The sequence below is a fragment of the Rugamonas sp. GW822-FHT03B10 genome, assembly GCF_058801745.1.
Window position 1 is genome coordinate 22,243 of the sequence record NZ_JBXANP010000025.1, and the last position, 26,963, is coordinate 49,205.

18 protein-coding genes and 1 pseudogene are annotated in these 26,963 nt (G+C 67.6%); 10 read left to right on the forward strand and 9 right to left on the reverse strand.

All coding sequences use genetic code 11. The features are described from left to right. Window positions 1–159: 159 nt before the first annotated feature. The 3 genes from AC1RQG_RS25225 to AC1RQG_RS25235 form a co-directional block, all read right to left on the reverse strand. Window positions 160–1,392: an argininosuccinate synthase gene (locus AC1RQG_RS25225; RefSeq protein ID WP_493135726.1), complete on the reverse strand. Its 1,233-nt coding sequence runs from the start codon at window positions 1,390–1,392 to the stop codon at window positions 160–162. Window positions 1,393–1,419: 27 nt separating this feature from the next. Next, on the reverse strand, window positions 1,420–2,349 hold the full coding sequence (argF, locus tag AC1RQG_RS25230; RefSeq protein WP_493135728.1) for an ornithine carbamoyltransferase: 930 nt from the start codon (window positions 2,347–2,349) through the stop codon (window positions 1,420–1,422). A gap of 140 nt (window positions 2,350–2,489) precedes the next feature. Next, complete coding sequence (locus AC1RQG_RS25235; RefSeq protein ID WP_493135730.1) at window positions 2,490–5,321, reverse strand: ATP-binding protein; 2,832 nt, start codon at window positions 5,319–5,321, stop codon at window positions 2,490–2,492. 280 nt (window positions 5,322–5,601) lie between these two features. Between AC1RQG_RS25235 and AC1RQG_RS25240 the strand changes: the two genes are divergently transcribed. Next, window positions 5,602–6,825: a serine hydrolase domain-containing protein gene (locus AC1RQG_RS25240; RefSeq protein WP_493135732.1), complete on the forward strand. Its 1,224-nt coding sequence runs from the start codon at window positions 5,602–5,604 to the stop codon at window positions 6,823–6,825. 297 nt (window positions 6,826–7,122) lie between these two features. On the opposite strand, the gene rsgA is transcribed toward AC1RQG_RS25240, so the two are convergent. The 3 genes from rsgA to AC1RQG_RS25255 are packed head-to-tail and all read right to left on the reverse strand — an operon-like array spanning window position 7,123 to window position 9,679. Next, complete coding sequence (gene rsgA / locus AC1RQG_RS25245; protein WP_493135734.1) at window positions 7,123–8,034, reverse strand: ribosome small subunit-dependent GTPase A; 912 nt, start codon at window positions 8,032–8,034, stop codon at window positions 7,123–7,125. Further along, entirely contained in the window at window positions 8,031–8,417 is a 387-nt protein-coding gene (locus AC1RQG_RS25250; RefSeq protein ID WP_493135736.1) for a 4a-hydroxytetrahydrobiopterin dehydratase, read from the reverse strand. Before AC1RQG_RS25250 ends, rsgA begins: the two co-directional genes overlap by 4 nt. After that, window positions 8,414–9,679 (reverse strand): M48 family metallopeptidase, encoded by a 1,266-nt coding sequence (locus tag AC1RQG_RS25255; RefSeq protein ID WP_493135738.1) that lies wholly within the window; start codon window positions 9,677–9,679, stop codon window positions 8,414–8,416. Before AC1RQG_RS25255 ends, AC1RQG_RS25250 begins: the two co-directional genes overlap by 4 nt. A 49-nt stretch (window positions 9,680–9,728) precedes the next feature. On the opposite strand from AC1RQG_RS25255, the gene orn reads away from it, so the two are divergent. Both orn and AC1RQG_RS25265 read left to right on the forward strand, forming a co-directional pair. After that, window positions 9,729–10,325: an oligoribonuclease gene (gene orn, locus AC1RQG_RS25260; protein ID WP_493135739.1), complete on the forward strand. Its 597-nt coding sequence runs from the start codon at window positions 9,729–9,731 to the stop codon at window positions 10,323–10,325. A 24-nt stretch (window positions 10,326–10,349) separates the two neighbouring features. Then, complete coding sequence (locus AC1RQG_RS25265) at window positions 10,350–11,135, forward strand: arylamine N-acetyltransferase family protein (protein WP_493135741.1); 786 nt, start codon at window positions 10,350–10,352, stop codon at window positions 11,133–11,135. Window positions 11,136–11,218: 83 nt separating this feature from the next. Here AC1RQG_RS25265 and AC1RQG_RS25270 read toward each other — a convergent pair whose 3' ends face one another. Next, window positions 11,219–11,920 carry a UPF0149 family protein gene (locus AC1RQG_RS25270; RefSeq protein ID WP_493135743.1) on the reverse strand — a complete coding sequence of 234 codons (702 nt, stop codon included), beginning with the start codon at window positions 11,918–11,920 and terminating at the stop codon, window positions 11,219–11,221. Between the two features lie 129 nt (window positions 11,921–12,049). Between AC1RQG_RS25270 and AC1RQG_RS25275 the strand changes: the two genes are divergently transcribed. The 3 genes and pseudogenes from AC1RQG_RS25275 to AC1RQG_RS25285 form a co-directional block, all read left to right on the forward strand. Further along, the gene (locus AC1RQG_RS25275; RefSeq protein WP_493135745.1) at window positions 12,050–13,042 is read left to right on the forward strand and encodes a serine/threonine protein kinase; all 993 of its coding nucleotides are present in this window, start codon (window positions 12,050–12,052) and stop codon (window positions 13,040–13,042) included. Window positions 13,043–13,261: 219 nt separating this feature from the next. After that, entirely contained in the window at window positions 13,262–14,491 is a 1,230-nt protein-coding gene (locus tag AC1RQG_RS25280; protein WP_493135747.1) for a cyclic di-GMP phosphodiesterase, read from the forward strand. Between the two features lie 182 nt (window positions 14,492–14,673). Further along, window positions 14,674–16,968: pseudogene (locus AC1RQG_RS25285) on the forward strand (coiled-coil domain-containing protein); the annotation flags it as partial. Between the two features lie 482 nt (window positions 16,969–17,450). On the opposite strand, the gene AC1RQG_RS25290 reads toward AC1RQG_RS25285, so the two are convergent. Next, window positions 17,451–18,536 carry a DUF475 domain-containing protein gene (locus AC1RQG_RS25290; RefSeq protein ID WP_493135749.1) on the reverse strand — a complete coding sequence of 362 codons (1,086 nt, stop codon included), beginning with the start codon at window positions 18,534–18,536 and terminating at the stop codon, window positions 17,451–17,453. A 141-nt stretch (window positions 18,537–18,677) separates the two neighbouring features. Between AC1RQG_RS25290 and AC1RQG_RS25295 the strand changes: the two genes are divergently transcribed. The 4 genes from AC1RQG_RS25295 (at window position 18,678) to AC1RQG_RS25310 (ending at window position 25,443) form a co-directional block, all read left to right on the forward strand. Next, the gene (locus AC1RQG_RS25295) at window positions 18,678–19,100 is read left to right on the forward strand and encodes a divergent PAP2 family protein (protein WP_493135751.1); all 423 of its coding nucleotides are present in this window, start codon (window positions 18,678–18,680) and stop codon (window positions 19,098–19,100) included. A gap of 263 nt (window positions 19,101–19,363) precedes the next feature. Further along, window positions 19,364–20,515: an efflux RND transporter periplasmic adaptor subunit gene (locus AC1RQG_RS25300; RefSeq protein WP_493135753.1), complete on the forward strand. Its 1,152-nt coding sequence runs from the start codon at window positions 19,364–19,366 to the stop codon at window positions 20,513–20,515. Window positions 20,516–20,518: 3 nt separating this feature from the next. Further along, complete coding sequence (locus AC1RQG_RS25305; protein WP_493135755.1) at window positions 20,519–23,743, forward strand: efflux RND transporter permease subunit; 3,225 nt, start codon at window positions 20,519–20,521, stop codon at window positions 23,741–23,743. 278 nt (window positions 23,744–24,021) lie between these two features. After that, the gene (locus AC1RQG_RS25310; protein WP_493135757.1) at window positions 24,022–25,443 is read left to right on the forward strand and encodes an OmpP1/FadL family transporter; all 1,422 of its coding nucleotides are present in this window, start codon (window positions 24,022–24,024) and stop codon (window positions 25,441–25,443) included. Window positions 25,444–25,560: 117 nt separating this feature from the next. Here the strand turns inward: AC1RQG_RS25310 and AC1RQG_RS25315 are convergent, their stop codons facing one another. Beyond that, complete coding sequence (locus AC1RQG_RS25315) at window positions 25,561–26,958, reverse strand: L-cystine transporter (RefSeq protein ID WP_493135759.1); 1,398 nt, start codon at window positions 26,956–26,958, stop codon at window positions 25,561–25,563. Between the last annotated feature and the right edge of the window lie 5 nt (window positions 26,959–26,963).

Below are 26,963 nucleotides of genomic sequence, written 5' to 3' on the forward strand. Positions count from 1 at the left end.
GGGGGAAGATGATGGCAATGTAACATTTTGCCGGGCGCGGCGCGAGGGGCGCGAGGACCGCGCAGGTGCGCCCGCGTGCGCGGCGCAAAAAAAAACGGGCCGCTGCGATAGCGGCCCGTGGTGGCGGGAGCGCGTGGCGCTCCGCAGCCCGGCGGCGGCTTACTGGCCGCGCTTGAGGCGGGCGTTGGCGGCGATGCGCATGCGCAGCGCGTTCAGCTTGATGAAGCCGCCGGCGTCGGCCTGGTTGTAGGCGCCGCCGTCCTCGTCGAAGGTGGCGATGTTCATATCAAACAGGGAGTCGGTCTTGGAGTCGCGCGAGACGACGATCACGTTGCCCTTGTACAGCTTGACGCGCACCCAGCCGTTGACGGTCGATTGCGTGTGGTCGATCAGCGTCTGCAGCGCCACGCGCTCGGGCGCCCACCAGTAGCCGTTGTAGATCATCGAGGCGTAGCGCGGCATCAGGTCGTCCTTCAGGTGCGCCACTTCGCGGTCCAGCGTGATCGATTCGATGGCGCGGTGCGCCTTGAGCATGATGGTGCCGCCCGGCGTCTCGTAGCAGCCGCGCGACTTCATGCCGACGTAGCGGTTCTCCACCAGGTCCAGGCGGCCGATGCCGTGCTTGCCGCCCAGGCGGTTCAGCTCGGTCAGCACGGCGGCCGGCGACAGGCGCACGCCGTTCAGGGCCACGATGTCGCCCTTCTCGTATTCGATGTCCAGGTATTCCGGGGCGTCGGGCGCCGCTTCCGGGCTCACCGTCCAGCGCCACATCGATTCCTCGGCCTCGGCGCTCGGGTTCTCCAGGTGGCGGCCTTCGAACGAGATGTGCAGCAGGTTGGCGTCCATCGAGTAGGGCGCGCCGCCGTTCTTGTGCTTCATGTCGATCTCGATGCCGGCGTCCTCCGCGTACTTGAGCAGCTTCTCGCGCGACAGCAGGTCCCATTCACGCCACGGGGCGATGATCTTCACGCCCGGTTTCAGCGCGTAGGCGCCCAGCTCGAAGCGCACCTGGTCGTTGCCCTTGCCGGTGGCGCCGTGCGAGATGGCGTCGGCGCCGGTCTCGTTGGCGATCTCGATCAGGCGCTTGGCGATCAGCGGACGCGCGATCGAGGTGCCCAGCAGGTATTCGCCCTCGTACACGGTGTTGGCGCGGAACATGGGGAACACGAAGTCGCGCACGAATTCCTCGCGCACGTCGTTGATGTAGATGTTCTCGGGCTTGATGCCGAACTTGAGCGCCTTGGCGCGGGCCGGTTCCAGCTCCTCGCCCTGGCCCAGGTCGGCCGTGAAGGTGACGATTTCACACTGGTAGTTATCCTGCAGCCACTTGAGGATGACGGAGGTGTCGAGGCCGCCCGAATAGGCCAGCACTACTTTTTTGATGTCGCTCATTTTCGATTCCAATCTACGGTTCTACGGTTATTCTTTGCTGTCCAGGCGGCCCAGCAGCAGGTATTCGATCAACGCCTTCTGGATGTGCAGGCGGTTCTCGGCCTCGTCCCACACCACCGACTGCGGGCCGTCGATCACGTCGGCCGCCACCTCCTCGCCACGGTGGGCCGGCAGGCAGTGCATGAACAGCGCGTCGGGCGCGGCGCGCGCCATCTTGGCCGCGTCCACGATCCAGCCGTCGAAGGCGGCGATGCGGGCCGCGTTCTCGGCCTCGTAACCCATGCTGGTCCACACGTCGGTGTTGACCAGGTGCGCGCCCTCGCAGGCGTCGGACGGGTTGGCGAAGAAGGTGTAGCGGTCGGTCGACACCAGCGACATGTCCATGTCGTAGCCCTTGGGCGTGGACACGTTGACGTGGAAGCCGAACACCTCGGCCGCCTGCAGCCACGAGTACAGCATGTTGTTGGCGTCGCCGATCCAGGCCACGGTCTTGCCGGCGATCGGGCCGCGGTGCTCGTAAAAGGTGAAGATGTCGGCGAACACCTGGCACGGGTGGTGCTCGTTGGTCAGGCCGTTGATCACCGGCACGCGCGAGTTGGCGGCGAAACGCTCGATGATGTCCTGGCCGAAGGTGCGCACCATGATGATGTCGCACATGCGGCTCATCACCTGGCCCGCGTCCTCGACCGGCTCGCCGCGGCCCAGCTGCGAGTCGCGCGTGTTGAGGTAGATGGCGGCGCCGCCCAGCTGGTGCATGCCGGCCTCGAACGAGAGCCGGGTGCGGGTGGAATTCTTCTCGAACACCATCACCAGCGTGCGGTCGATCAGCGGGTGGTAGATCTCGTAGTTCTTGAATTTCCGTTTGATCAGGTGCGCCCGCTCGATGACGTACTCGTATTCGGCCAGCGTGAAGTCGGAAAACTGCAGATAGTGTTTGATCGGTTTTTGGATAGACATAGTCACAACGAGTCACAACGAATTGGGGCGTGGCGCGGGGCGGTGTGCCTGGGCGGCCAGCATAGCCGATCCATTATAAAGGGAATTTGGTGCAACGGTCTAACGGCGGCAGATTATGCTGTCTATACAGGTTGCGGCCGTCAGTGGTAGATGCGCTCGGCGCTGGCCGCGTCGTGCTGGGGCGCCGTCAGGGGCAGGTCGAGGGTGAACACGGTGCCGCCGGCGCCGCTGGCCACGCTGATCTGGCCGCCCAGCAGCGAGGTGACGATGTTGTAACTGATCGACAAGCCCAGGCCGCTGCCGCCCTGGCCCAGCTTGGTCGTGAAGAACGGGTCGAAGATGCGCGACAGGTGCGCGGGCGCGATGCCGCCGCCGTCGTCGCCGAAGGTGACCAGCACCCGGCCCTCGACGGGCGTGGCCGCGCGCAGCCACATGCGGCCGGTCTGGCCGCGCCCGAACGCGTGCAGCAGGGCGTTGTTGATGAAGTTGGCGATCACCTGGCCGAACGGGCCGGGGTAGCTGTCGAGCGCGATGCGCGCCGGCACGTCCGACTCGATGCCGTGGCCGGAGGCGCGGATGCGGTTCATCATGGTGGCGATCAGCTCGTGCGCCACCTGGTGCAGGTTGAACATGCGGCGCTGCTCGGTGGTGCGGTCCATGGCCACCTGCTTGAAGCTGTTGACCAGGTCGGCCGCGCTGGTCAGGCCGCGCATCACCAGCTCGGACGCCTTCCTGGCGTCGGCCACGTAGGCGCCGAGGTCGGAGCGGCGCAGGCCGGGGCCGTTCATGCGGCGCTCCAGTTCGTCCGTCTTCTGGGCCATCGTGCTGGCGATCAGCAGGCTGTTGCCGATCGGCGTGTTCAGTTCGTGCGCCACGCCGGCCATCAGCGAGCCGAGCGCGGCCAGCTTCTCCTGCGACAGCAGCTGGGCCTGGGCATCCTTGAGCTGGCGGTAGGCCTGGGCGTTGTCGATGGCGATGGCGCCGTAGGCGCACAGCGTGCGGAAGATCAGCCGTTCCCGCTCGCCATAGGCGCACGGGCGCAGCGCCTGCACCGTCATCACGCCCAGCGCCCGTTCGCCCACCAGCATGGGCGCGAACAGCGCCGACAGGTTGGCCAGGGTGCCCGGCGTGAGCGTGCTGGGGCCTTCGCTGGGCACGTGTTCGATCACCACCTCGCGCCGCTCGCGCAGGCTGCGCACGGAATGGGCGTGCGGGTGGTCGAGCGGAATGGTGTTGACGGGCAGCGGCCGGCCCGACTCCACCCCGAACGCCCGGCTCAGCGAGGCGCCGCCCGGATCGGTCAGGTAGATGGCGAAGGTGTCGGCCGGCAGCAGCGCCTGCACGTGGCGGTCCAGCGCCTGGAACACGGCCTGCGCGTCGAGGTGGGTGGTGATCTCCTGGCCGATGGCCGACAGCCGTTCGAGCGTGTCGCTGGTCTGCTGCAGCACCTCGGCCCGGCGCGCCTCGGAGGCGGCCAGTTCGCGGTGGTGCTGGCCCTCGGCCCGCGCGTGCTCGGTCTGGTGGTGCACCTGCATGGCGATGGCGCGGTTGGTGGCCTCCTGGCTGTGGGTCTTGTCGCGCGCGGCGCTGGCGCCCAGCGCCGCCTCGTAGGCCTGGGCGTAGTTGCCCACGCGCGCGTACTCGCGCGCCAGCGCGTCGAGCAGGTCGCCGGGCAGGGTGTAGCCGTCGATGGTGGAGGCCACGGCCAGAGCCTGGTGCAGGTAGTGCAGGGTGGCGTTCTGCTCCGTCATGCCGTCCGGCGCGGGCAGCCGGTGCTGGCTGTGGATCAGCGACAGCACGCGCAGCGCGGCGATGTGGTGGTAGGTGTTGGCCTGGGCGGCGGCCAGCGCCACGGCCTGCTGCGCCGTCGCCAGGGCCGCCTCGCCCTGGCCGAGGAAGCACAGCGCGTGCGCCTGGCCGCGCCGGGCCACGGTCTGGAAGTCGGCCTGCCGCAGGGCGTCGGCCCGTTGTTCGAGCTGGCGGAAGGTGTCGAGCGCGCGCTCGTAGCGGCCCTGGTCGAGCGCCAGCTCGCCCAGGTACAGCAGCGCCACCGCGTAGCTGCGCGCGCCCGACAGCGGCGCCAGGATGGCCAGCGCCTCCTGCAGCAGTTCCTCGGCCGCGTCCAGCCGGCCCAGGCGGCGCATGGTGTCGGCCGTGTGCATCATGCACGCGCCCACGCTGCGCGGCCAGCCGGTGGGGCGGGCCAGATCGAGCGCGCACTGCATCCATTCGAGCGCCGCGTGGTGGTCGTTCAGGTTGGTGAAGTCCTCGCCGATGTTGGTGGCGGCCGTGATGGCGGCGCGCACCTGGCCCGTGCGCAGGGCCGCCTCGTAGCACTGGATGTAGTGGCCGGCGGCCGCGCCGAACTGGCTCAGCAGGCTGCCCGACAGGCCGTGGAAGTCGCTGATCCAGGCGGCGGCGGCCGGCGCCGCGCCGGCGCCCAGTTGCGCCATGCGCTGGCCCCAGCGCCGCTGGGCGGCGCGGGCGTCGCGCAGCACGTCCCAGCGCGCCATGGTCGCTTCCAGCACCGTGGCGCGCACCGCGTCGCCGGCCTGCCGGGCCGCTTCCAGCCCCTGGTCCAGTTCCTCGTCGCAGCGCAGGTGGTCGCCGCGGTCGATGGCGATCCAGGCCCGCAGCCAGTGGGCGTCGGCGCAGCCGGCCCGGTCGTCCAGCGCGCACAGCGTGGCATGGGCTTCGTCGGCCAGCGCTTGCGCGCCTTCGAGGTCGCCCTGCAGCCACAGGCTCTCGCCGCGCACCAGTTGCAGCCGGGCCAGGCCGGCACGGGCCGGCTCCGGGGCGGCGCCGGCCAGCAGGTCCTCGGCTTCGTCGGCCAGGATGGCGGCGCGGGCCGGGTCGCGCTGGCGCAGGTGCCAGGCCAGCCGCAGCAGCGGCAACAGGCGCGCCGGGCCGCGCAGGGGCAGCAGGGCCACCTCCCATTGCGCTACCGCTTCATCGACCGCGAACATTTCCATCGTCTACCTCGGACCGGGGGGATTCATTGCCTCAAGGCATTGTAATACCGAGTGGTGGCGTTTGTGCAACCGGCAATGATGATTTTTTTACGGGACTGGCGCCCGGCCGCCGGGCCGCTGCCGGCCATGATCGGGCATGCGGTTCTGGCTGGCAATCCTGCGATTTTTACGTTCTGTGCCGCTCATCGTGCAGGCTGTCTGAAACCGGGGTGGTCTTGCCGGCCTGCCGCGTACACTGGCCCGTCTGGTTTGATGCGCGCGGCGCGGAAAGGTGGGGCGGATGGCGGAGGGGCGAACTTTGCGGCGGCTGGCCGCGTGCTTGCGGTGGCTGGCGCCGCTGGCCGGGGTGTTGGTGGTGCGGCTGGCGGCGGCGGCCGCGCTGGGGCCGGAGCTTGGCCCGGAACCGCGACCGGAAGCGGGGCCGGAGCCGCGACCGGAAGCGGGGGCGGACGTGGACGCCCTCGTGCTGCGGGCCGCCGCCCGCTTCATGGCCGCGCCGCAGGCGGTCGGGCTGTCGGTCGCCGTCATCCACGCGGGCGGCGCGCACCGTTACCACTTCGGCACGGTCAGCAAGGCTCGCCCGCGCCGTCCCGACGACGCGACGATCTATCCGATCGCCTCGCTGACGAAGACGTTCGCCGGCGCGCTGCTGGCGCAGGCCGCGCTCGATCACAAGCTGGCGCTGGACGACGACGTGCGCCGCTATCTCGATGCCGGCTACGACAACCTCAGCTACGGGCAGCAGCCGGTGCGGCTGTACCACCTGCTGAACCACCGCTCCGGGCTGCCCTTCGTGCTGCCCAACAAGCCCGAGGCCGCGCCAGGCTACGGCCATGACGCCGTGCCGTTCCCGCAGCGGATAGACGCCATCATGGCCGGCAGCAGCCGCGAGGAGTTTTACGCCGACCTGCGGCGCGTCCAGCTGACGGCCGCGCCGGGCAGCCACTTCCAGTATTCCAACGCGGCGGCGCAACTGGCCGGCTATATTCTGGAGGGCGTCTACGGCAGCAGTTTCGAGGCCTTGGTCCGGCAGCGCATCGCCATCCCGCTCGGCATGCGCGACACGGTCATCGTCCCGGACAGCGGCCAGCAAGGCCGGCTGGTGGTCGGCTACGACGAGGCCGGCGCCGTCCAGCCGTACGGGCCGGTCCAGGCGCAGGCGGCCGGCGCGCTTAAGTCGAGCTTGCCCGATATGCTCGCGTATGCCCGCTGGCAGCTGGCCGAGCGCGATGCGGCCGTGGTGCTGTCGCATCAGCCGACCTTCGCCAGCGATGACTATGCGGTCGGCCTGAACTGGCAGATGCTGCGGCGGGGCGCGCAGCGCGTTATCTGGCAGGATGGCGCCATTCCCGGCTTCGCCAGTTTGCTGGTGCTGCAGCCGGAGGCGGGCAATGCCATTGTGCTGTTGTCCAACGAGCTCGATAGCGGCACGCTGGGCCGCCTGCGCACGCTCGCCAACAGCATCGCCCTGGGCCTGGATCCGGGCAGTCTTGCTGTTCCCTGATGGATAGGGCGGGCATCCAACGCGGCGTCAGCGGGCAAATAGTTGCAAAGCGCCGAGCAGGCGGCCAGTGGCACGGCCGTTTGGCCCGTTTTAACTTCCCTATTCATTCTCCCTTCCGGAGTTGTCTCGTTTTGTCTCGTTCTGTCTCTTGAGGCACGGAAATTCGTGTCGAGTTCAAACGAGACAAAAAGAGATAGAACGAGAGAGGCAAATGAATAGCGTAGTAAAAAGGGGCCGGACGCGCCTACCATAGCTCCCATGGACGGCAGTTCTTTGCGGTATTAGCCGGGCCGGCGATCAATACAGGGTCTGCGACGATTCGTGCAGCAGTTGCCCGTACAGCGTATGGCGCATGCGCGCGATCTTGCCTTCCTCGACGGCGGCCAGCACCGCGCACTGCGGCTCGATCAGGTGCCGGCAGTTGTAGAACTTGCAGTGGCCGAGGTAGGGCGCGAACTCGACGAAGGCCCGCTCCAGCATGCCTTCGGTCAAATGGTATAAACCGAATTCCTGGAAGCCGGGCGAGTCGATGATGGACGAGCCTTCCCCCAGCGCCGGCAACTGGTACAGGCGGGTGAAGGTGGTGGTGTGCTTGCCCGTGTCGAGCGCGGCCGAGATTTCGCGCACGGCGATGTCGGCGTCCGGCACCAGCAGGTTGATCAGCGACGATTTTCCCATGCCGGACTGGCCGATCAGGATCGACGATTGCCCCGCCAGCAGCGGCGTGAGCATGGCCACGGTTTCCTCGGGCCGGCCCTTGGCCGACACTTCGTGCACGGGATAGCCGAGCGCCGCGTAGGGCCGCAAGCGGTCGCGCGTCTTGTCCAGCGAGGCCGTCACGTCCGTCTTGTTGAGGATGAGGCGGGCCGTGATGCCGGCCGCCTCGGCCGCCACCAGCGCGCGCGACACGAGGTCGTCGGCGAAGCCCGGCTCGGTGGCCACCACGATGAACAACTGGGTCACATTGGCCGCCAGCAGCTTGGACTTGTACTGGTCGGAGCGGTAGAGCAGGGTGTCGCGCTCGTCGATGCGGTCGATCACGCCCTGGTCGGGCGAGGTCAGCGTGACCTGCACATGGTCGCCCACGGCCACGTTGGTCTTCTTGCCGCGCGTGACGCATTGCAGCCGCAGGCCGTCCGCGTCGGCCAGGTAGTGGCGGCCGTGGGCGGCGATGATGGTGGCGCGGACGGTGGTGGCGCCGCGGCTCATGGCTGCACCGCCCCGGCCTGCGCCGTCGCGTCCTGCGCCAGCACGCTGGCCTTGGCCGCGCAAATGAAATCGTTGTGGGACAGGCCGCCGCGCCCGCCGTTGACGGAATGGGTGTGGTAGCGTACCCGGCAGTTGTTATAGGTCACGGTCAATTCGGGGTGATGGTCTTCGTTGTGGCTGAGCCAGGCCAGCGCGTTGACGAAGGCCATGGTGCGGTAATAGTCGGCGTGCGGGAAGTCGCGGCACAGCCGGCCGTCCTCCAGCCGCCAGCCGGGAATCTGGGCCAGCAGGCGCGTGACGTCGGCCGCGTCGAGCGCGTCCGTCTTGTGGGCGCAGCGCGCCTGCAGCAGGTCGGCCGTGGTGAGCAGGGCGTTCTGCATCATGCCGCCTGCTTCAAGTGGCGGATGCGCACGCTGGCCGGCGGGTGCGAATCGTAGAACGCCGAGTGCAGCGGGTCCGGCGTCAGCGTCGAGGCGTTGTCCTCGTACATCTTGACCAGCGCCGACACCAGGTCGTTGGCGTCGGTGTGGCGGGCCGCGAAGGCGTCGGCCTCGAACTCATGCTTGCGCGAGCTGAGCGAGGTCAGCGGCCCCAGCAGGAAGGTGAACACGGGCAGCACCAGCATGAACAGCAGCAGCACCATGGCGTCGTTGTTCTGGCCCGGCAGCAGCAGCGGGTCCACGCCCAGGCCCGTGTAGAACCACAGCTGGGTCTTCAGGTAGCCGAGCAGGGCCAGGAAGGCCAGCGACAAGGCGAACATGATGGCGATGCGCTTGATGATGTGCTTGAGCTTGAAGTGCCCGAGTTCGTGCGCCAGCACCGCCTCGATCTCCTGCGGCGCCAGCCGGGCCAGCAGCGTGTCGAAGAACACGATGCGCTTGTTGGCGCCAAAGCCCGAGAAGTAGGCGTTGCCATGCGCGCTGCGCTTGGAGCCGTCCATCACGAACAGCCCTTTGGAGGCGAAGCCCACGCGCGCCATCAAGCCTTCGATGCGGGCCTTGAGCGCCTCGTCGGCCAGCGGCGTGAACTTGTTGAACAGCGGCGCGATCACGGTCGGGAACAGCACCATCATCAGCAGCTGGAAGGCGCTCCACACGAACCACGCGTACAGCCACCACAGGTCGCCGGCCTTGGCCATCAGCGTCAGCACCACCCACACCAGCGGCAGGCCGATCGCGGCGCCCAGCGCCACGCCCTTGAGCAGGTCGGCGAAGAACAGGCCGGGCGTCATCTTGTTGAAACCGAAACGCTGCTCCATGCCGAATTGCTTGTAGTAGTCGAACGGCAGGTCGATCAGGCCCGAGATGATGGCGAAGCCGGCCATCAGGGCCAGCTGGTAGGTCATGCCGGGGCCCGTGTGCTGGTACACGGCCACGGACAGCCATTGCAGGCCGCCCAGCAGCGTGAAGCCGACCAGCACCAGGGTGTTGACGAGCAGGCCCAGCAGGCCGAACTTGGTCTTGGCCACCGTGTAGTCGGCCGCCTTCTGGTGGGCCGCCAGCGGGATGGTTTGCGCGAATTCGGGCGGCACGGCGGCGCGGTGGCGCAGCACGTGGCGGATGTGGCGCGAGGCGAGCCAGAAGCGCACCGCCAGCGTCAAAATGAGGAAGGAGACAAACAAAATCGAAAACGCGAGTGAATACATGCTGGGCCTGTGAGAAAATGGCGGATTGATTTCGCCACAAGAGAGAATTATGTCACAAGCTACCGCCTCCGCAGCAACCCAAGGTGTCGCCCCCGCGCCCCAGCGTCCGAATGAACTCAACCTGGTGTGGGTGGACATGGAAATGACGGGCCTGGAGCCGGATACCGACCGCATCATCGAGGTGGCCGTGGTCGTCACGGACATGCACCTGAACGTGCTGGCCGAAGGCCCCGTGTTCGCCATCCACCAGAGCGACGAGACGCTCAACAAGATGGACGCCTGGAACAAGGGCACCCACGGCCGTTCCGGCCTGACCGAGCGCGTCAAGGCCTCCACCGTCACCGAAGCCCAGGCCGAGGCCGACCTGATCGCCTTCCTCAAGCAGTGGGTGCCGGCCGGCAAGTCGCCCATGTGCGGCAACACCATCGGCCAGGATCGCCGCTTCATGGTACGCTACATGCCCAAGCTGGAAGCGTTCTTCCATTACCGCAATGTCGACGTGTCGACGCTGAAGGAGCTGTGCAAGCGCTGGAAGCCCGAGATCGTGTCGGGCTTCAAGAAGCACCAGATGCACACGGCCATGGCCGACATCATCGAGTCGATCGAAGAACTCAAATACTACCGCGAGCACTTCATCAAGCTGTAAGCGGACCTTCATTCAAGGAGCGCCATGCAAGCAGAGAACTTCGTATTGCAGGATTACCTGGACCGCATCGGCTACGCCGGCGCGGCCAACGCCGACCTGGCCACAGTGACGGCCATGATGCGGCGGCAGTTGTTCACGGTGCCGTTCGAGAACCTCGACGTGCAGGCCGGCAAGATCGTGTCGCTGGTGCCGGAGGAGATCGTGGACAAGATCGTGGCGCGCCGCCGCGGCGGTTATTGCTACGAGGTCAATGGCATCTTCGCCATGGCGCTGCAGGCGCTGGGCGTGCCCTACCAGCTGGTGGCGGCCCGGCCCATGTTCTATCCGGCAAGGCGGCCGCGCACCCACATGGTCATCGTCGTCACGCTCGACGGCGTGCAGTGGTTGTGCGACCTTGGCTTCGGCAGCTACGGCATCCGCGCGCCGATGCGGCTCGACCTGCTCGACACGGAACTGGTGCAGGATGACGATGTGTTCAAGCTGAGCAAGCCCAACGAGCGCGAATTTCTCGTGCAGGCGCGCGTGGGCGGGGAGTGGATGAACCAGTTCGGCTTCGACCTGTCGCATCAGGAGTGGATCGACTTCATGCCGGCCAACTACCTGAACTCCACCCATCCCGAATCGATCTTCGTCAAGACGCTGCTGCTGGTGCAGCACCGCGCCGATGGCCGTTCCATCCTGTTGGGCGACACCTTGAAAACCATCACCCGTGGGGTGGTCGAGCAGCGCAGCATGGGGCCCGAGGAGCGGGGCGCTGTGGTGCGCGAGGTGTTCGGTTTGACCTTGCCATCCTCCGGCGCGACGGCCTGAGGCGAGGCGGGCGGGGGCGCGGCATTGCGCGCCGCCCGCTGTGATCAGCCCGCACGCGCGGGCTGATATCTTCTCTTTAATGCTTACTCGGCGGCCGTGTCGGCGGCGCCGTGGCACTTCTTGTACTTCTTGCCGCTGCCGCAAGGGCAATCGTCGTTGCGGCCCACTTTCGGCTCCTCGCGCTTGACGGTGGTGACCGGCGCTTTGCGGCGCGGCACCCAGAACTTGTGGATGGCCGGCAGGTTGGCCTCCAGTTCCAGCGCCAGCTTGTGCGCCAGCACCGGGTCCTCCACCAGCGGCAGTTCGTCCTCCTCGATCTCGTCGGCGCCCAGCAGGTAGACCGGGCGCATCAGGTCGCCCACCTCCGAGTCCCAGATCTCGTCCCACGAACCGGGGCGCAGCTCCATGCCTTCCCAGAAGCCCCAGCACCAGGCCTCGGCGTCGATCAGGGTCTGGCCCTCGTGCTCGTGCTCGACGAACAGCGGCTCGAATTCCTTGGGCGCCACCTCGAACGTCACCAGCACCTCGTTCATGAAGCGCATGATCAGGTTGACGATGCGTTCCTCTTCCTTGGCGTTCTTGAACTTGGGCACGTCCTTGCCGTCCTGGCCCCAGATCTTGGGCAGCCATTCGGCCGGCATGATGGTTTCCGGGCCGATCGCGATGGCCGTCAGGAAGCCGTGCAGGGTGTCCATCGTCATCGCGTCCTCGGGGGCGCGGTCCGACAGCAGGAAGTTATCGAGTTCGTTGAATTCTTTTTCGCTCAGAGGCTGATCGAGTTGCATATTTAGCTCTTTTTATGGGGTTGAAGGCGACAGTATACGCTGCGCGGCGCCGCGCCGCCCAGTTGTTTGCGCGGGGTGGAGGAGGGCCACGTACAATGGCGCCACGCACTTCAATGAACGGATTTCGCTGTGAACACCCAAGCCATCGACCACGACACGCCCTACGCCGACCTGACCCCCGAGTCGGTGCTCAACGCCATCGACAGCCTCGGCTGGTATTGCGACGGGCGGCTGCTGCAACTGAACAGCTTCGAGAACCGCGTGTTCCAGGTCGGCCTGGAGGATGGCGGCCTGTGCGTCGCCAAGTTCTACCGGCCCGGCCGCTGGAGCGACGCGGCCATCCTCGAGGAGCATGCGTTCACGCTCGAACTGGCGGCGCAGGAGATCCCGGCCGTGCCGCCGCTGCGGATCGACGGGCAGACCCTGCACCGCCATGGCGAGCACCGCTTCGCCCTGTTCGAGCGGCGCGGCGGCAGGGCGCCCGAGCTGGACCGCGAGGACGTGCTCGAATGGATGGGGCGTTTCCTCGGCCGCATCCATGTGGTCGGCGCCGGCGCCGCCTACCAGGTGCGTCCCGCGCTCGACGTGCAGAGCTTCGGCGTCGATTCGCGCGACTTCCTCGTCCAGGGCGACTGGCTGCCGCTGGAGTTGCGCTCGGCCTGGATCAGCGTGGCCGACCAGGCGCTCGACGCCGTGCGCCATGCGTATCAGCGCGCCGGCGCCGTGCAGACGCTGCGCCTGCATGGCGATTGCCATCCCGGCAACGTGCTGTGGACGGACGACGGTCCCCACTTCGTCGACTTCGACGACAGCCGCAGCGGGCCGGCCATCCAGGACCTGTGGATGCTGCTGTCCGGCGATGGCGCGGCCATGCGGCGCCAGCTGGCGGTGCTGCTGCGCGGCTATGAAACCTTCCGCGACTTCGATGACCGCGAACTGCAGCTGGTCGAGGCGCTGCGCACGCTGCGCCTGCTGCACTACAGCGCCTGGATCGCGCGCCGCTGGCACGACCCGGCCTTCCTGGCCGCGTTCCCGTGGTTCGGCAGCGTGCGCTACTGGCAGGACCGCGTGCTGGAGCTGCGCGAGCAGGTGGCGATCATGCAGGAACCGCCGTTGGGCTGAGCGGCGCCGGCGGGGTTGTTGAAATGAATAATATTTAATGAAATTGATTAAATTGATTTAAGTTAAATTTAAGCAAATTTAACGAAAGACCCGCATGGAATCAGGGATTTGTCGTGTTGCCTCCATGCTTACAGGAAAAATATTTTGCATTTGGCTAATTTAAAATCGTCAAAATCGGTATAATTGAGTTCATTGATCACGCTGTTGCCGGAGCCGACGATGAACATGCTGCGAAAAATCCACACCGACCAGGTGCGCACCGGGATGTATATCCATCAGATCGGCATGTCCTGGCTCGACAGTCCGTTCTGGAAGACGTCCTTTCTCGTTGACCGGCCGGAGACCGTCGACAAGGTGCGCAGCTGCGGTTACACCGAGCTGTGGATAGACACCAGCAAGGGTGTCGACGTCGAGCCCGCCAAGGGCGGCGCGCCGCAGCCCGGTGCGGCTGGCGCGACCGCCGCGGCCGATGGCGCCGCCGCGCCGTTCCGCTTCACGCCGGCCGCGCCCGTTTCCGTCGGCGAGGAATTGCAGCGGGCGGCCCGGCTGGTCGACAAGTCGCGCAAGGCCGTGGCGTCGATGTTCCACGAGGCGCGCATGGGCCGGCTGGCCGACATGGCCACGGCCTTGCCGGTGGTCGACGACATCGCCGGGTCGGTGCTGCGCAATCCGGGCGCGCTGATCAGCCTGGTGCGCCTGAAACAGGCCGACGACTACACGTATATGCACTCGGTGGCCGTGTGCGCCATGATGGTGGCGCTGGCGCGCCAGCTGGGCCAGGACGACGCCGGCGTGCGCGCCTGCGGCCTGGCCGGCCTGCTGCACGACGTCGGCAAGATGGCCATCCCGGCCGAGATCCTGAACAAGCCGGGCAAGCTCAGCGACGCCGAGTTCAACACCGTCAAAGGCCATCCGGCGGCCGGCCACGCGCTGCTGCTGACCGGCAGCGACGTGCCTGCCACGGCGCTCGACGTATGCCTGCACCACCACGAGAAGTTCGACGGCAGCGGCTATCCGCACGGCCTGAAAGGGGAGGCCATCAGCCTGCAGGCGCGCATGGGCGCCGTCTGCGACGTGTACGACGCCATCACCTCGAACCGGCCGTACAAGGCCGGCTGGTGCCCGGCCGAGTCGCTGCGCAAGATGGCCGAATGGACCCGCAACGGCCATTTCGACCCGGCCGTGTTCGACGCCTTCGTGCGCTGCATCGGCATCTTCCCGATCGGCACCTTGCTGCGCCTGAGCTCGGGGCGCATGGGCGTGGTGGTCGACAACAGTGGTTCCTTGCTGCAGCCCAAGGTGCGGGTGTTCTTCTCCGCCAAGTCGATGAACTACATCATGCCCGAGACGGTGGACCTGGCCGCGCCGGGCGCGCGCGAGACGGTGGCCGCACGCGAGGACGCGGCCAAATGGGGCCTGAAGGACATCAGCCGCCACTGGGCGGAATGAGTTCTGCCATTTGAACTTTGTATCACCGTCGCTGGGTGATATGTTTTATATTGCAATGCATAACAGGGAAATAGCGGGTATTTCCCGCTCTCCTTGCCGCTCTGCTTGTCCGGGCCATGTTTGATAATGGCAACTCAGAAGTCCCGGTTGGTGCCGGGACGCAGCGGAAAGCGAGAACTCTCATGCAAGCACAACTGGCTCAGCGCGAAGGCGCCAACCTCACCGTCGCATTCTCGGCCGATGACGCGCCAGCGTCGGCGGCGCACGACCACGACCAGTTGAGCGCCACGCCGCCGCAGCCGCCGCGCGCCGCGCTGGAGATGCGCGCCATCCAGGAAGCCATCGCCCGCGTGGAGGCGGAAGCGAAAGCGGCGTGCGCCGCCGAGAGCCGGGCCCACGCCGAGGCGCGCGCCCGCGCCCTGGCCGAGGACCGCGCCGCCATGGACGCCGCCGCCGCCGCCGTCGCGCTGCAAAACGCCCAGGCGGCCGAGGAAGCCATCGCCGCCAACCGCGATCGCCTCGAATCGCTGCGCGCCGCCGCCCAGGCCAGCGTGGCCCGGCTGGACGCCGTCAAGCAGGAGACGGCCGAACTGCGGGCCCGCGTCGAAGCCGACAACGCCATCCGCCAGGCCGCCGAGCAGCGCGCCCGCGCCGAGGAGGAAAGCCGCAAGCGCGCCGCCGAACAGATGGCCGCCGAATCGGAACTGGCCGCCCAGGCCGCCCGCGCCGCCGAGGAACTGCAGGCGCAGACGGAGCAGGCCCGCCTGCAAGCCGTCGAGCGCGTGGCCGCCGTGCAGGCCGCCAAGGAAGAAGTGGTCGGCATCGCCGAGGCGGACGCCCGCGTGGCCACGCTGGCGCGCGAGCGCGAGCGCCACGCCCACGCCGCCCGCCAGACGGCCGAGAACCTGGCCAAGGCCGAAGCGGAAGCGCTGGAGCTGACCATCGAGCGCGAGCGCGCCGACCAGATCGCGCTGGAATCGGCCTTCAACCGCGCCGCCGCCGAAGTGCGCGCGCTGGAGGAAGCCCGCGCGCTGGCCCACCTGGAGCAGGAGCGCGAACAGATCGCGCTGGCCCAGGCCGAATCGCAGCGCAGCGCCGCCCAGTCGCTGCACCTGCGCCTGCAGACCGAAAAGGAAATCCGCGACGCCGCCCTGCAGCGCGAACGGCTGGAGATGATGGCCGCCACCACCGCCCAGGCCCGGCGCGACGCCGAAGCCCGCATCCTGCAGGCGACCGAGGCGCGCATCGAAGTGGACCGCCAGTTGCGCGCCGTGGCCGAAGCCCGCGTGCAAGCCGAGGAGGAAGCCGAGCTGAAGACGCTGGCCAAGGTGGAAGCGGAAGCGCACGCGCTGGAGCAGACCAAGCTGCGCCAGGCCGCCGACGAGGCGGCCGCCGAAGCGGCCCGCGCCGACAGCCTGGAACAGCAGCGCGCCGCGCAACAGGCCGACGAGCGTGCCGCGCTGGCGCGCGCCGCCGCCGAACTGGCCGCCAGCCAGAACGCCGCCGAGCAGCGCGAGGTCGCCCTGCTGGCCGAGCACGTCGAGGCGCAAAGCCAGGCCCAGGCCCTGGCCGAGCGGAAAGCGGCCCGCGCCGCCGAACTGCTGGCCGCCGAGCAGGCCCGCGCCGCCGCCGAACAGCAAGCGCTGGCCGCCATGAAGGACAAGATGGAGACGGAGCGCATCGCCGCCGCCGCCGCCGAGCACCGCATCGCCGCCGAGCAAGCCCAGGCCGCCGCGCTGCGCCAGCAGCACGACGCCGACGCGCGCCTGGCCGCCGCCGCCGAGCAGGAAGCGGCCGCCGCCCGCATGGTCGCCGAGCAGACGGCGCAGGAAGCCGAACACAAGGCCGCCGCTGCCGCCGCGTTGACCGCGCAAGCGCGTCTGGCCGTCGAGCTGGGCGTGGTGCAGGCCGAGCGCGCCCGCGTGGAACAGGAGAAGGCCGCCGCCGCCGAAGCGCTGCTGCAGGCCGAGCGTGAATTCGTGGCGGCGGAGCGCGAATCGCTGGCGCTGATCGACCAAAAGCTGGCCCAGCAGCGCCAGGCCACGGCGGCCGAAGCGCGCGCCACCAAGGCCATCGCCGGCCGTCTGGAAACGGAAAAACAAGTGGCCGCCGAAGCGCGCGCCCGCGCCGAAGCGGAGCAGGCCGCGTTGGAAGCGATGCGTCAGCGCGAACAGGCCGAGCACGCGGCGCGCATGGCCGCCGCCGACAAGGCGCAAGCGCAGCAAGCGTTGCTGGCCGCCGCCATGGAGCACGCCGCCATGCAGCGCAAGGTGGCCGACACCACGGCCGCCATGACGGCCGCCAAGCGTCAACTGCTGGAACTGGAAACGCGCCGTCAGCAAGCCGCGCGCAACGCGCTGGCCGCGCTGCAAGCGAAGGTGGAAGCGGAGCAGGGCGTATGCCAGCAAGCCGAAGCCCAGGCCCGCGTCGCCTCGCTGGACGCCGCCCGCGCCCGCAAGGAGCGCGAGCAATCGGCCAGCATCGCCCGCGACGTCATCAGCCGCCTGACCCCGGTTTTAGGTTTGTTACTGGCTGATCTGCACTTTGGCGATGTAGTACTCGGTCTCGCCGAAGCAGGCGGTGGGCACGCCCTTGTGCTGTTCGTAGGTGAGCAGCACGCGCTTGCCGGTGGCGGCCAGCAGTTGCTGGGCCACGGCGTCGTCGCGCACGCTGAATTCAAACTTCTCCGGGATCGCGCCCGGCATCGACGTCAGCAGGATTTCGCCTTCCCACGTCTTGCACACCCAGCCCCGCTTGGAGAATTTCTGCAGGTAGCCGGCCCGCTCGCCTTCCGAGTAGGTCAGGTGCAGCGTGATCCAGGTGTAGGCGCAGAACGCCAGCACGGCGGCGGCCACCAGGCCGATCATGGACAGCAGGATGCGTTTGGATGTGGTCATGTAGTTCGGGTTGAGGTTGAAGCAAGGTTGGACATCTTATCACCGGACGGCCAGCGCGGCGATCAACGCTCCCGCCGCCGCTTGTACAGGATGGACGACCACAGCGAGATGGCGATGAAGGCCACGCCCGACAAGCCGGTGAACCATTCGGGGATGTCGTATTTGACGCTGGCCAGCATGATCAGGGCCAGGATGCCGATCGCGTAATGGGCGCCATGCTCGAGGTAGACGAATTCGTCGAGCGTGCCCTTGTGCACCAGGAACACGGTCAGCGAACGCACGAACATGGCGCCGATGGCCAGCCCCAGCATGATCACCACCACGTCGCTGGTGATGGCGAACGCGCCGATCACGCCGTCGAAACTGAACGAGGCGTCCAGCACTTCCAGATACAGGAAGGCGCCGATGCCGCCGCGCGTGGCGGCCGACAGGGCCAGCGCGGCCGCGCCGGCGCCCACCGCCTCCACCCCCGTCTCGGTGGCGTCGCTGTCGTCCTCCGGTTGCGGGTCCTCCTCCAGCAAGGTGCTGATCCAGTGCACCGCCAGGTAGGTGGCCACGCCCGTCACGCCGGCCGTCAGCACGCCGAATTGCTCGTCCTTGCCGGCCACGCCCATGCAGGCGAACACGGCCAGCAGGGCCAGCAGCACGGCCAGGCTGTCCGTGCCGTGCTCGCCCATCTTCTTCTCCATCCAGCCCAGCCAGTGCAATTCCTTCTCCTCGTCGAACAGGAAATTGAGGAACACCAGCAGCAGGAAGGCGCCGCCGAACGCGGCCACCTGCGCGTGCGAGGCCGTCAGGTGGGCCGCGTACACGTCGGGCGTGGTGGTGGCCATGTGCCACACTTCCACCAGCCCCAGCCCGGTGGCGAAGGCGACGATGAGCAGCGGGAACAACAGCCGCATGCCGAACACGGCCACCACGATGCCCACCGTCAGGAACAATCGCTGCCAGAACGGGTTCCAGTGCCGCAGCACGGAGGCGTTGACGACGGCGTTGTCGAACGACAGCGACACTTCCATCACGCCCAGCACGGCCGCGATCCACACGGCTTGCAGCACCCCGGCCGCGCCATCGTGATGGTAGCCCCACCAGGCGGCCAGGCCCAGCAGGATGGCGGTGACGGCGAACGAGAATTTGAAATGCTGCATGGATGTTCCTGGGTTCTGGCGGGTGGACGTGGCCCGATTTTATATTACTTGCTTATGCGACAGCATGGTGTTCTGCGATAATGGCCGCCAATTCGCCCCCACGGGCACCCTTAAGCCACGTTTTTCATGAAGGACACCGCGATGGACCTCGCCTACCTCGTTACCCCCTTGCTGACCTGGATCACGGTCGGCCCGATCAAGTTCCTGATCAACAGCGTGCGCGCCCGCAAGTGGGCGTTCAACCTGGTGGGCAACGGCGGCTTCCCCAGCAACCACAGCGCCGTCGTGTCGAGCATGGCGACCCTGATCGCGCTGCGCGAGGGCATCGGCCATCCGGCCTTCGGCGTGGCCGTCACGCTGTGCTTCATCGTCATCATCGACGCCAACAGCCTGCGCCAGCACGTGGGCAAGCAGGCGGCCGCCATCAACCGGCTGGCCAAGGGCGACAGCGGCCACACCTGGCTGCGCGAGCGCATGGGCCACACGCTGGTCGAGATCGGCGGCGGCCTGGCCACCGGCATCGCCATGGGCCATGTGATCTTCGCGCTGTTCGGCCGCGGCTGACCGCGCCCCCGGGGCGCCGGCCCGGCCACGCCGGTCCGCCCCGGCGCCCGCCACCCATCCCCCCATGGGTGGCGGGCGCCACACTCTCACCAATTCTCACTCCCACCCCCCGTTTATCCGCCGATTCCGCGTTCCAGCCATGGAAACCGGCAATCCAGCCATTGTGCGATTGACGGCTGGGCGGCGCTGGTGAATACTCTGCGCCTTGCAGTTTTAACAAAAATTCCAACCGCACCGACGTTCAATTCATTCGGAGATTTTTTATGTTGCGCAAAACCTTAGTTGCTCTCGCCGTCGCCTCGGCCCTGGTCGCCTGCGGCAAGTCCACCAAGGCGCCGGACAAGGCTGGCAAGGACGGCAAGGGTGCGGTGACCCTGCAGGTCGCGCCGGAGGACTTGCTGACGGTCGACACCAACGCGCTCGCGTCCGGTCCCGTCATCACCGGCTCGATCCAGCCCGAGCGCCGCGCCGACCTGCGCGCCGAGGTGAACGCCGTGGTGCTGCAGGTGCTGAAGGAGAACGGCGAGGTGGTGCACCAGGGCGACGTGCTGGTGCGCCTGGACGAGACGGCCATCCGCGACAGCCTCAATTCGGCCGAGGAGGCCACGCGCGCCGCCGCCCAGAGCCTGGAGCAGGCCGAGCGCGCGTTCCAGCGCCAGAAGACGCTGCGCGCCTCGGGCATGGTGTCGACCCAGGCCCTGGAGGACGCCGAGATCCGCCGCAACAATCTGCAGAGCGAACTGGCGGCCGCGCGCGCCAAGTCCGTCTCGGCCCGCCAGCAACTGAGCCGCACCAGCGTGCGCGCGCCGTTCGACGGCATCGTCAGCGACCGCAAGGTGTCGAGCGGCGACACGGCCGCCGTCGGCAAGGAGTTGATCAAGGTGATCGACCCGGCCAGCATGCGTTTCGAAGGCCTGGTGTCGGCCGACAAGATCGGCGTGGTCAAGGTCGGCCAGCCGGTGCGCTTCCGCGTCAACGGCTACGCCAACCAGGACTTCGCCGGCCGCGTCAAGCGGGTCGACCCGTCGGCCAACCCGGTCACGCGCCAGGTCGAGGTGCTGGTCGAGTTCGCCGACAAGCGCCTGCCCGGCGTGGCCGGCCTGTACGCGGAAGGGCGCGTCGAGTCCGACGTGACGGACGCGCTGATGATCGCCGACTCGGCCCTGGTGCGCTCGGGCGACCAGTCGTACGCGTGGCGCCTGAACGGCAAGACGCTGAGCAAGGCCATGCTCAACATCGGCGTGCGCGATCCGCGCACCGGCCAGTGGGAGGTGCGCTCGGGCCTGGCCGCCGGCGACCGCGTGCTGCGCGTGCCCAACGCCGGCTACGCCAACGGCCAGCTGGTGGAACTGCTGGTGCCCAAGGTGGTGGCCTCGGCCGCGACCCCGGCCGCCACCGCGACGAAAGGGAACTGATCCATGTTCTTATCCGATTTTAGTATCAAGCGCCCGATCGCCACGCTGGTGCTGATCGTGGCCATGATGTGCCTGGGCCTGCTGGCGCTGAAGAAGCTGCGCGTGAACCAGAACCCCGACGTCGAGGTGCCGTTCATCATCGTCAACGTGCCGTATCCGGGCGCCTCGCCCGACACGGTCGAGCGCGAGATCGTCAACCGGCTGGAGAAGCCGTTGCTGGCCATCTCCGGCGCCACCAAGATCGAGAGCACGGCCAATGAGGGCTCGGCCTCCATCTTCATCGAGTTCAGCTTCAAGAAGAACCTGATCGAGGCGTCCGACGAGATCCGCAACGCCATCGGTTCGGTGCGCTACAAGCTGCCCACCGAGATGCGCGAACCCATCCTGCAACGGATCGACCCGGCCTCCGACCCCGTGATGCAGATCGCGCTGTCGTCCACCAGCCAGACCCACGCGGAGATCTCGCGCCTGGCCGAGGACACGCTGTCGGACCGCTTCCGCGCCGTCGACGGCGTGTCGCAGGTGCAGGTCAACGGTTCGCTCAAGCGCGAGCTGTCGGTGCTGCTCAAGGCCGAGAAGCTGCGCGAATACAATGTGTCGGTGGGCGATGTGGTCAACGCGCTGCGCAACCAGAACACCAACGCCCCGGTGGGCAAGGTGCGCGGCACCTTGGACGAGAAGAGCATCCGCCTGGTCGGCCGCATCGAGACGCCGCGCGAATTCGAGCAGGTGGTGGTCAAGCGCAATGGCGACGAGATCGTGCGCCTGGCGCAGGTGGCCACCATCGCCGATGGCTTCGCCGAGATCAACGGCCTGAGCATCCGCAGCGGCAAGCCCAACGTCGGCATCGCCATCTCGCGCTCGCGCGACGCCTCCACCGTGGCCGTGGCGGCCCGCCTGCGCGACGAGATCAAGGCCATCAACGCCACGCTGCCGGCCGGCACCAGGCTCGAGATCACGCGCGACGGCGGCGACGAGTCGCAGCGCAGCCTGAACAACGTGATCGAGTCGCTGGTGTTCGGCGCCGTGCTGACCATCTTCGTGGTGTACGCCTTCCTCAACTCGTGGCGCTCGACCATGATCACGGCGCTCAGCCTGCCGACCTCGGTGGTGGCGGCCTTCATCGCGGTCTGGCTGTGCGGCTTCACGCTCAACTTCATGACGCTGCTCGGCCTGTCGCTGGCGATCGGCGTGCTGATCGACGACGCCATCGTGGTGCGCGAGAACATCGTGCGCCACATGCAGATGGGCGCGGACCGCCGCACGGCGGCCCTGAACGGCACGGCCGAGATCGGCCTGGCCGTGGCCGCCACCACGTTCTCCATCATCGCCGTGTTCATCCCGGTGGCCTTCATGCCCGGCATCTCGGGCGAGTGGTTCCGGCCGTTCGCGCTCACCGTCACCTGCTCGGTGCTGGTCAGCCTCGGCATCTCGTTCACGCTCGACCCCATGCTGTCGGCCTACTGGGGCGACCCGGTCGACCACCACACGGCGCCGAAGAAGGGCCTGGGCAAGCTGCTGCAGCGCTTCAACGACTGGTTCGACCACCAGTCCGACCGCTACGGCCACGTGATCGCGTGGGCGCTGCACCACCGGCGCTGGATGGCCGTGATCGCGCTCGGCACCTTCGTCGGCGCCATCGTGCTGCACGCCAAGTTCGGCGGCTCCTCGTTCCTGCCGGCGGCCGACCGCAGCACCATCGCCATCGACGTGCGCACGCCGCCGTCGAGCAGCGTGGAATACGCGCGCCTGAAGATGGAGCGGGCCGCCGAGCTGGCGCGCGCCATCCCCGAGGTCAAGGACACCAACTCCAACATCAACGCCAACGGCGGCCGCATCTACCTCGACATCGGCAAGCGCAACACGCGCAAGCGCACCGCGTTCCAGATCGGCGCCGAGCTGCGCGAAAAGCTGAGCCACGTGGTGGGCGCCGAGATCTCCGTGGTCGACGACCTGGGCAACCAGGGCAAGCCGGTGCAGATCGAATTCACCGGCCCCGATTCGCGCCGCCTGATGGAGATCACCAGCGCCTACATGGACAAGCTGCGCCAGGTGCCGGGCGCGGTCGACGTGGGCCTGTCGCAGCAGGATCCGAAGAACGAGCTGCAGATCGAGCTCAACCGCGGGCTGGCCAACTCGATGGGCATCTCCGTCAACGACGCGGCGCAGTCGCTGCGCGTGGCGTTCGCCGGCGTCGAGGTCGGCGACTGGGTCGATCCGACCGGCGAGTCGCGCGACGTGGCCGTGCGGCTGGCGCCGGAGGACCGCGTGAGCGCCGAGAACATCGAGCGCCTGCCGATCTCGGTGACCGGCACCAACCAGATGGTGCCGCTGGACCAGATCGCCACCATCACGATGGGCAAGGGCCCGTCCACCATCGAGCACAAGAACGGCAAGCGCACGGTGACGGTGTCGGCCAACGTGCAGGGCCGCTCGCCGGGCGAGGTGACGGACGACGCCATGAAGCTGGCCAAGGCCATCGACTTCCCGCCCGGCTACGGGCTGGACCTGGGCGGCGCCGGCAAGGACCAGGCCGAGCTGTTCACGGAGATGGCGATCGCGCTGGTGATGGGCATCGGCCTGATGTACCTGATCCTGGTGATGCAGTTCGGCTCGTTCACGGCGCCGGTGGCCGTGATGCTGTCGCTGCCGCTGTCCTTGATCGGGGTGGTGCTGGCGCTGCTGGTCACGGGCAGCACCCTGAACCTGATGAGCTTCATCGGCGTGATCATGCTGATGGGCCTGGTGGCCAAGAACGCCATCCTGCTGCTGGACGCGGCCCGCAAGCGCGAGCAGGAGGGCTACGGCCGCGAGGACGCGCTGATGTACGCGGGCCGCATGCGGCTGCGCCCGATCCTGATGACCACCTTCGCGCTGATCGCCGGCATGTTCCCGGTGGCGCTGGGGCTGGGCGAGGGCGGCGAGTTCTACCGTCCGCTGGCGATCGCCATCATCGGCGGCACCATCACCTCGACCATCCTGACGCTGCTGGTGGTGCCGACCTTCTACGACAGCATCGAGATCGCCCGCGACCGCGCGCTGGCCAAGTTCCGCCGCCGCGAACTGCGCTGGACCACGGTGCCGGCGCTGCTGATGACGCTGGTGGAGGCGCTGCTGACGCTGGTGTTCGTGCGGCTCGTGTTCCGGCTCGTGTTGTGGGGCGTCAACAAGGCGCTGGGACGCGGCGGCAAGGCCGTGCCGCCGGGCCCGGCGCTGGATGCGCACTGATCGCATACTGATCGCGCATTGATTGCACAATGGAAAAGGGCCTGCGGGGCCCTTTTCCATTTACAACACATCGTTGCCTGCGTCCGGTTTGATAGCGTGCGGAAATGGCAATCTTTCCATCCTCGTAGCATAATTAGTACTGTTACTCTACTTTAATATTTTATTGCTGGTGTATGCTACTTGCCACCCAGCATCATGCCCGCTACGCAGGCCAGCGCGATGCCGGCCACCAGAATAATCTGACGTCGATCAGCCATCACCTATAAAGCGAGACCACCTTGAAACAAAAATACCTGCCCCTCATCATCGCCGTCGCCCTGAGCTCCCTGTCCGCCAGCGCACTGGCATCCGGTTACCGCTTCGGTTCGCAAAGCGTGGCCGCCCAAGGTACGGCCGACGCCAACGCCGCCGAGGCGAACGACGCATCGACGATCTTCTACAATCCGGCCGGCATGTCGCGTCTGGATGGCACGCAACTGAACTTCGGCGCCACCGTCGTGGTGCCGCACTCGACCTTCCAGGACACCGGCTCCACCCACTTCACGGGCGCGCCCACGGGCGGCACCGCCGCCCATGGCTACGCACCGGACAACGTGACGGCGCCGTCGCTGTACGCGAGCAAGAAACTGAACGACCAGTGGGCCGTGGGCCTGGGCCTGTTCGTGCCTTACGGCGCCAAGCTCAACTACGGCAACACCTGGACCGGCCGCTACGCCCTGACCGACGTGAAACTGGAGGCGGTGACCCTGAACCCGTCCGCCTCGTTCAAGCTGAACGAGCACCACGCGTTCGGCTTCGGCATCATGGCTGAACACTTCAACGCCGACCTGGGCCAGGCCGTCGACGTGCCGGGCACGGTCGCCGCGCTGTCCAGCCCGGCCGCCGCCGCCACCCGCGCCCAACTGATCGGCACCATCGTCGCCCTGGGCGGCAACCCCGCCGTGCTCGGTTCGGCCCACGACGCGCACGCCTCGATCACGGGCAAGGACTGGGGCTACGGCTTCAACCTCGGCTACATGTTCACGCTGGACCAGAACACCCGCTTCGGCTTCGCCTACCGCTCGTCGGTGGCGCACAGCCTGAAGGGCGACGCCGTGTGGGACTTCTCGATGGTGACGACCGACCAGATCACCAACAAGGTGCTGGCCGCCAGTGGCCACCGCCAGAACTCGGCCTCGATGGTCAAGCTGCGCACGCCGGAAACCCTGTCGGCCAACGTGTTCCACCAGTTCGATTCGAAATGGGACGGCATGGCCGACCTGACCTGGAGCCGCCACTCGCGCCTGAGCGACCTGCACATCCAGTTCCCCAACACGGTTGAGGGCGACCTGGTGATCAACCAGCAGTGGAAGAACACCGTGCGCGTGGCCGTGGGCGCCAACTACCGCTACGACGACAAGGTGACGCTGCGCGGCGGCGTGGCCTACGACCAGTCGCCGGTGCCGAGCGCCCAGCTGCGCGATCCGGCCCTGCCAGACAGCGACCGCTACCAGTTCTCGCTGGGCGCCGCCTACAAGCTGAGCCCGAAATCGACCATCGACGTGGCCTACAGCTTCCTGCACTTCAAGGATGCCGACACCACCTACACCAACAGCTGCAGCCCGCTGATCCCGACCTGCACCGGCAACGGCGAAACCACGCGCGGCACCTACAAGACCCATCTGCAACTGCTGGGCGTGGCGTACAACTACAAGTTCTGACCGCTACCGCGGCGGCACCAATGAAAATGCCCGCGTGATGAACGCGGGCATTTTTTTGCGCGTCAGGCTTGTGGGACGCGCGGCCACATTTTGAGTTAGGTCCCCATTTTTACGGGCTCAGGCCACCAGGCGGTCGTCGTCGCCCGGTTCCTCGTCGCGCTGGAAGACGGCCATGTCGGTCTGGCCCAGCACGCGGCTGGTGACGGTGCCGGCCGTGATGGCGCCACTGACATTGAGGGCGGTGCGGCCCATGTCGATCAGCGGTTCGACCGAGATCAGCAGGCCGGCCAGCGCCACCGGCAAGTCCATCGCCGACAGCACGATCAGCGCCGCGAACGTGGCGCCGCCGCCCACCCCGGCCACCCCCACCGAACCGATCGTGACGATGGCCAGCAGCGGGCCGAGGAAGTGCAGCGTGAACGGGTCGATGCCGACGGTGGGCGCGATCATCACGGCCAGCATGGCCGGGTAGACGCCGGCGCAGCCGTTCTGGCCCATGGTGGCGCCGAACGAGGCGGCGAAGTTGGCGATGCCCTCCTGCGTGCCCAGGCGCTGGGTCTGGGTCTGCACGTTCATGGGGATGGCGCCGGCGCTCGAACGCGAGGTGAAGGCGAACGTGAGCACCGGCAGCACCTTCTTCACATAGCGCAGCGGATGCAGGCCGGCGGCCGCGATGATGGCCAGGTGCACGCCGAACATCAGGATCAGCGCGCTGTAGGACGCGACCACGAAGTTGATCAGCTTGAGTATGTCGGCGTAGCTGGAGGTCGACACCACCTGCGCCATCAGCGCGAACACGCCGTACGGGGTCAGGCGCAGCACCAGCGTCACCATGCGCATCACGACCGCGTGCGCGACGTCGATGAAGCGCTGGAAGGCGGCGAACGCCTCGGGCTTCTGGCTGTGGATGCCGGTGGCCGAGACGCCGATGAAGATCGAGAAGATGACCACGGCGATGGTGGAGGTCTTGCGCCCGCCCGTCATGTCGAGGAAGGGATTGGTGGGGATGAAGCTGAGCACCATGCCCGGCACGCTAAGCGCCTTGGCCGCCCCCAGTTTGCCCTGCAGGTATTCGCCGCGCGCCACCTCGGCCGCGCTGGAGGTGAGGCCGACGGCGCTCAGGCCATATGCCTTGGCCATCAGGATGCCGATACCGGCCGCAACCAGCGTGGTCAGCATCAGCGTGCCGATGGTCAGCACGCTGATCTTGCCCAGCGACGAGGCGCCTTGCAGCTTGAGGATGGCGGCGATGATGGACACCATGATCAGCGGCATGACGATCATCTGCAACAGGTTGACGTAGCCGCTGCCGACGATGTCGAGGTAGTCGCTGGTGGTCTGCAGGGCCGGCGCGCCGGCGCCGTAGATCGCCTGCAGGGCCGCGCCCAGCAGCACGCCCAGGCCCAGGCCGGTGAACACGCGCACGGTGAAGGTGGCGTTGCGCCGTTGCTGGCCGACCATGAAGCCGAGCAGGGCCAGCGCGGCCAGCAGATTGAGGATGACGTGCAGTACCATGGACA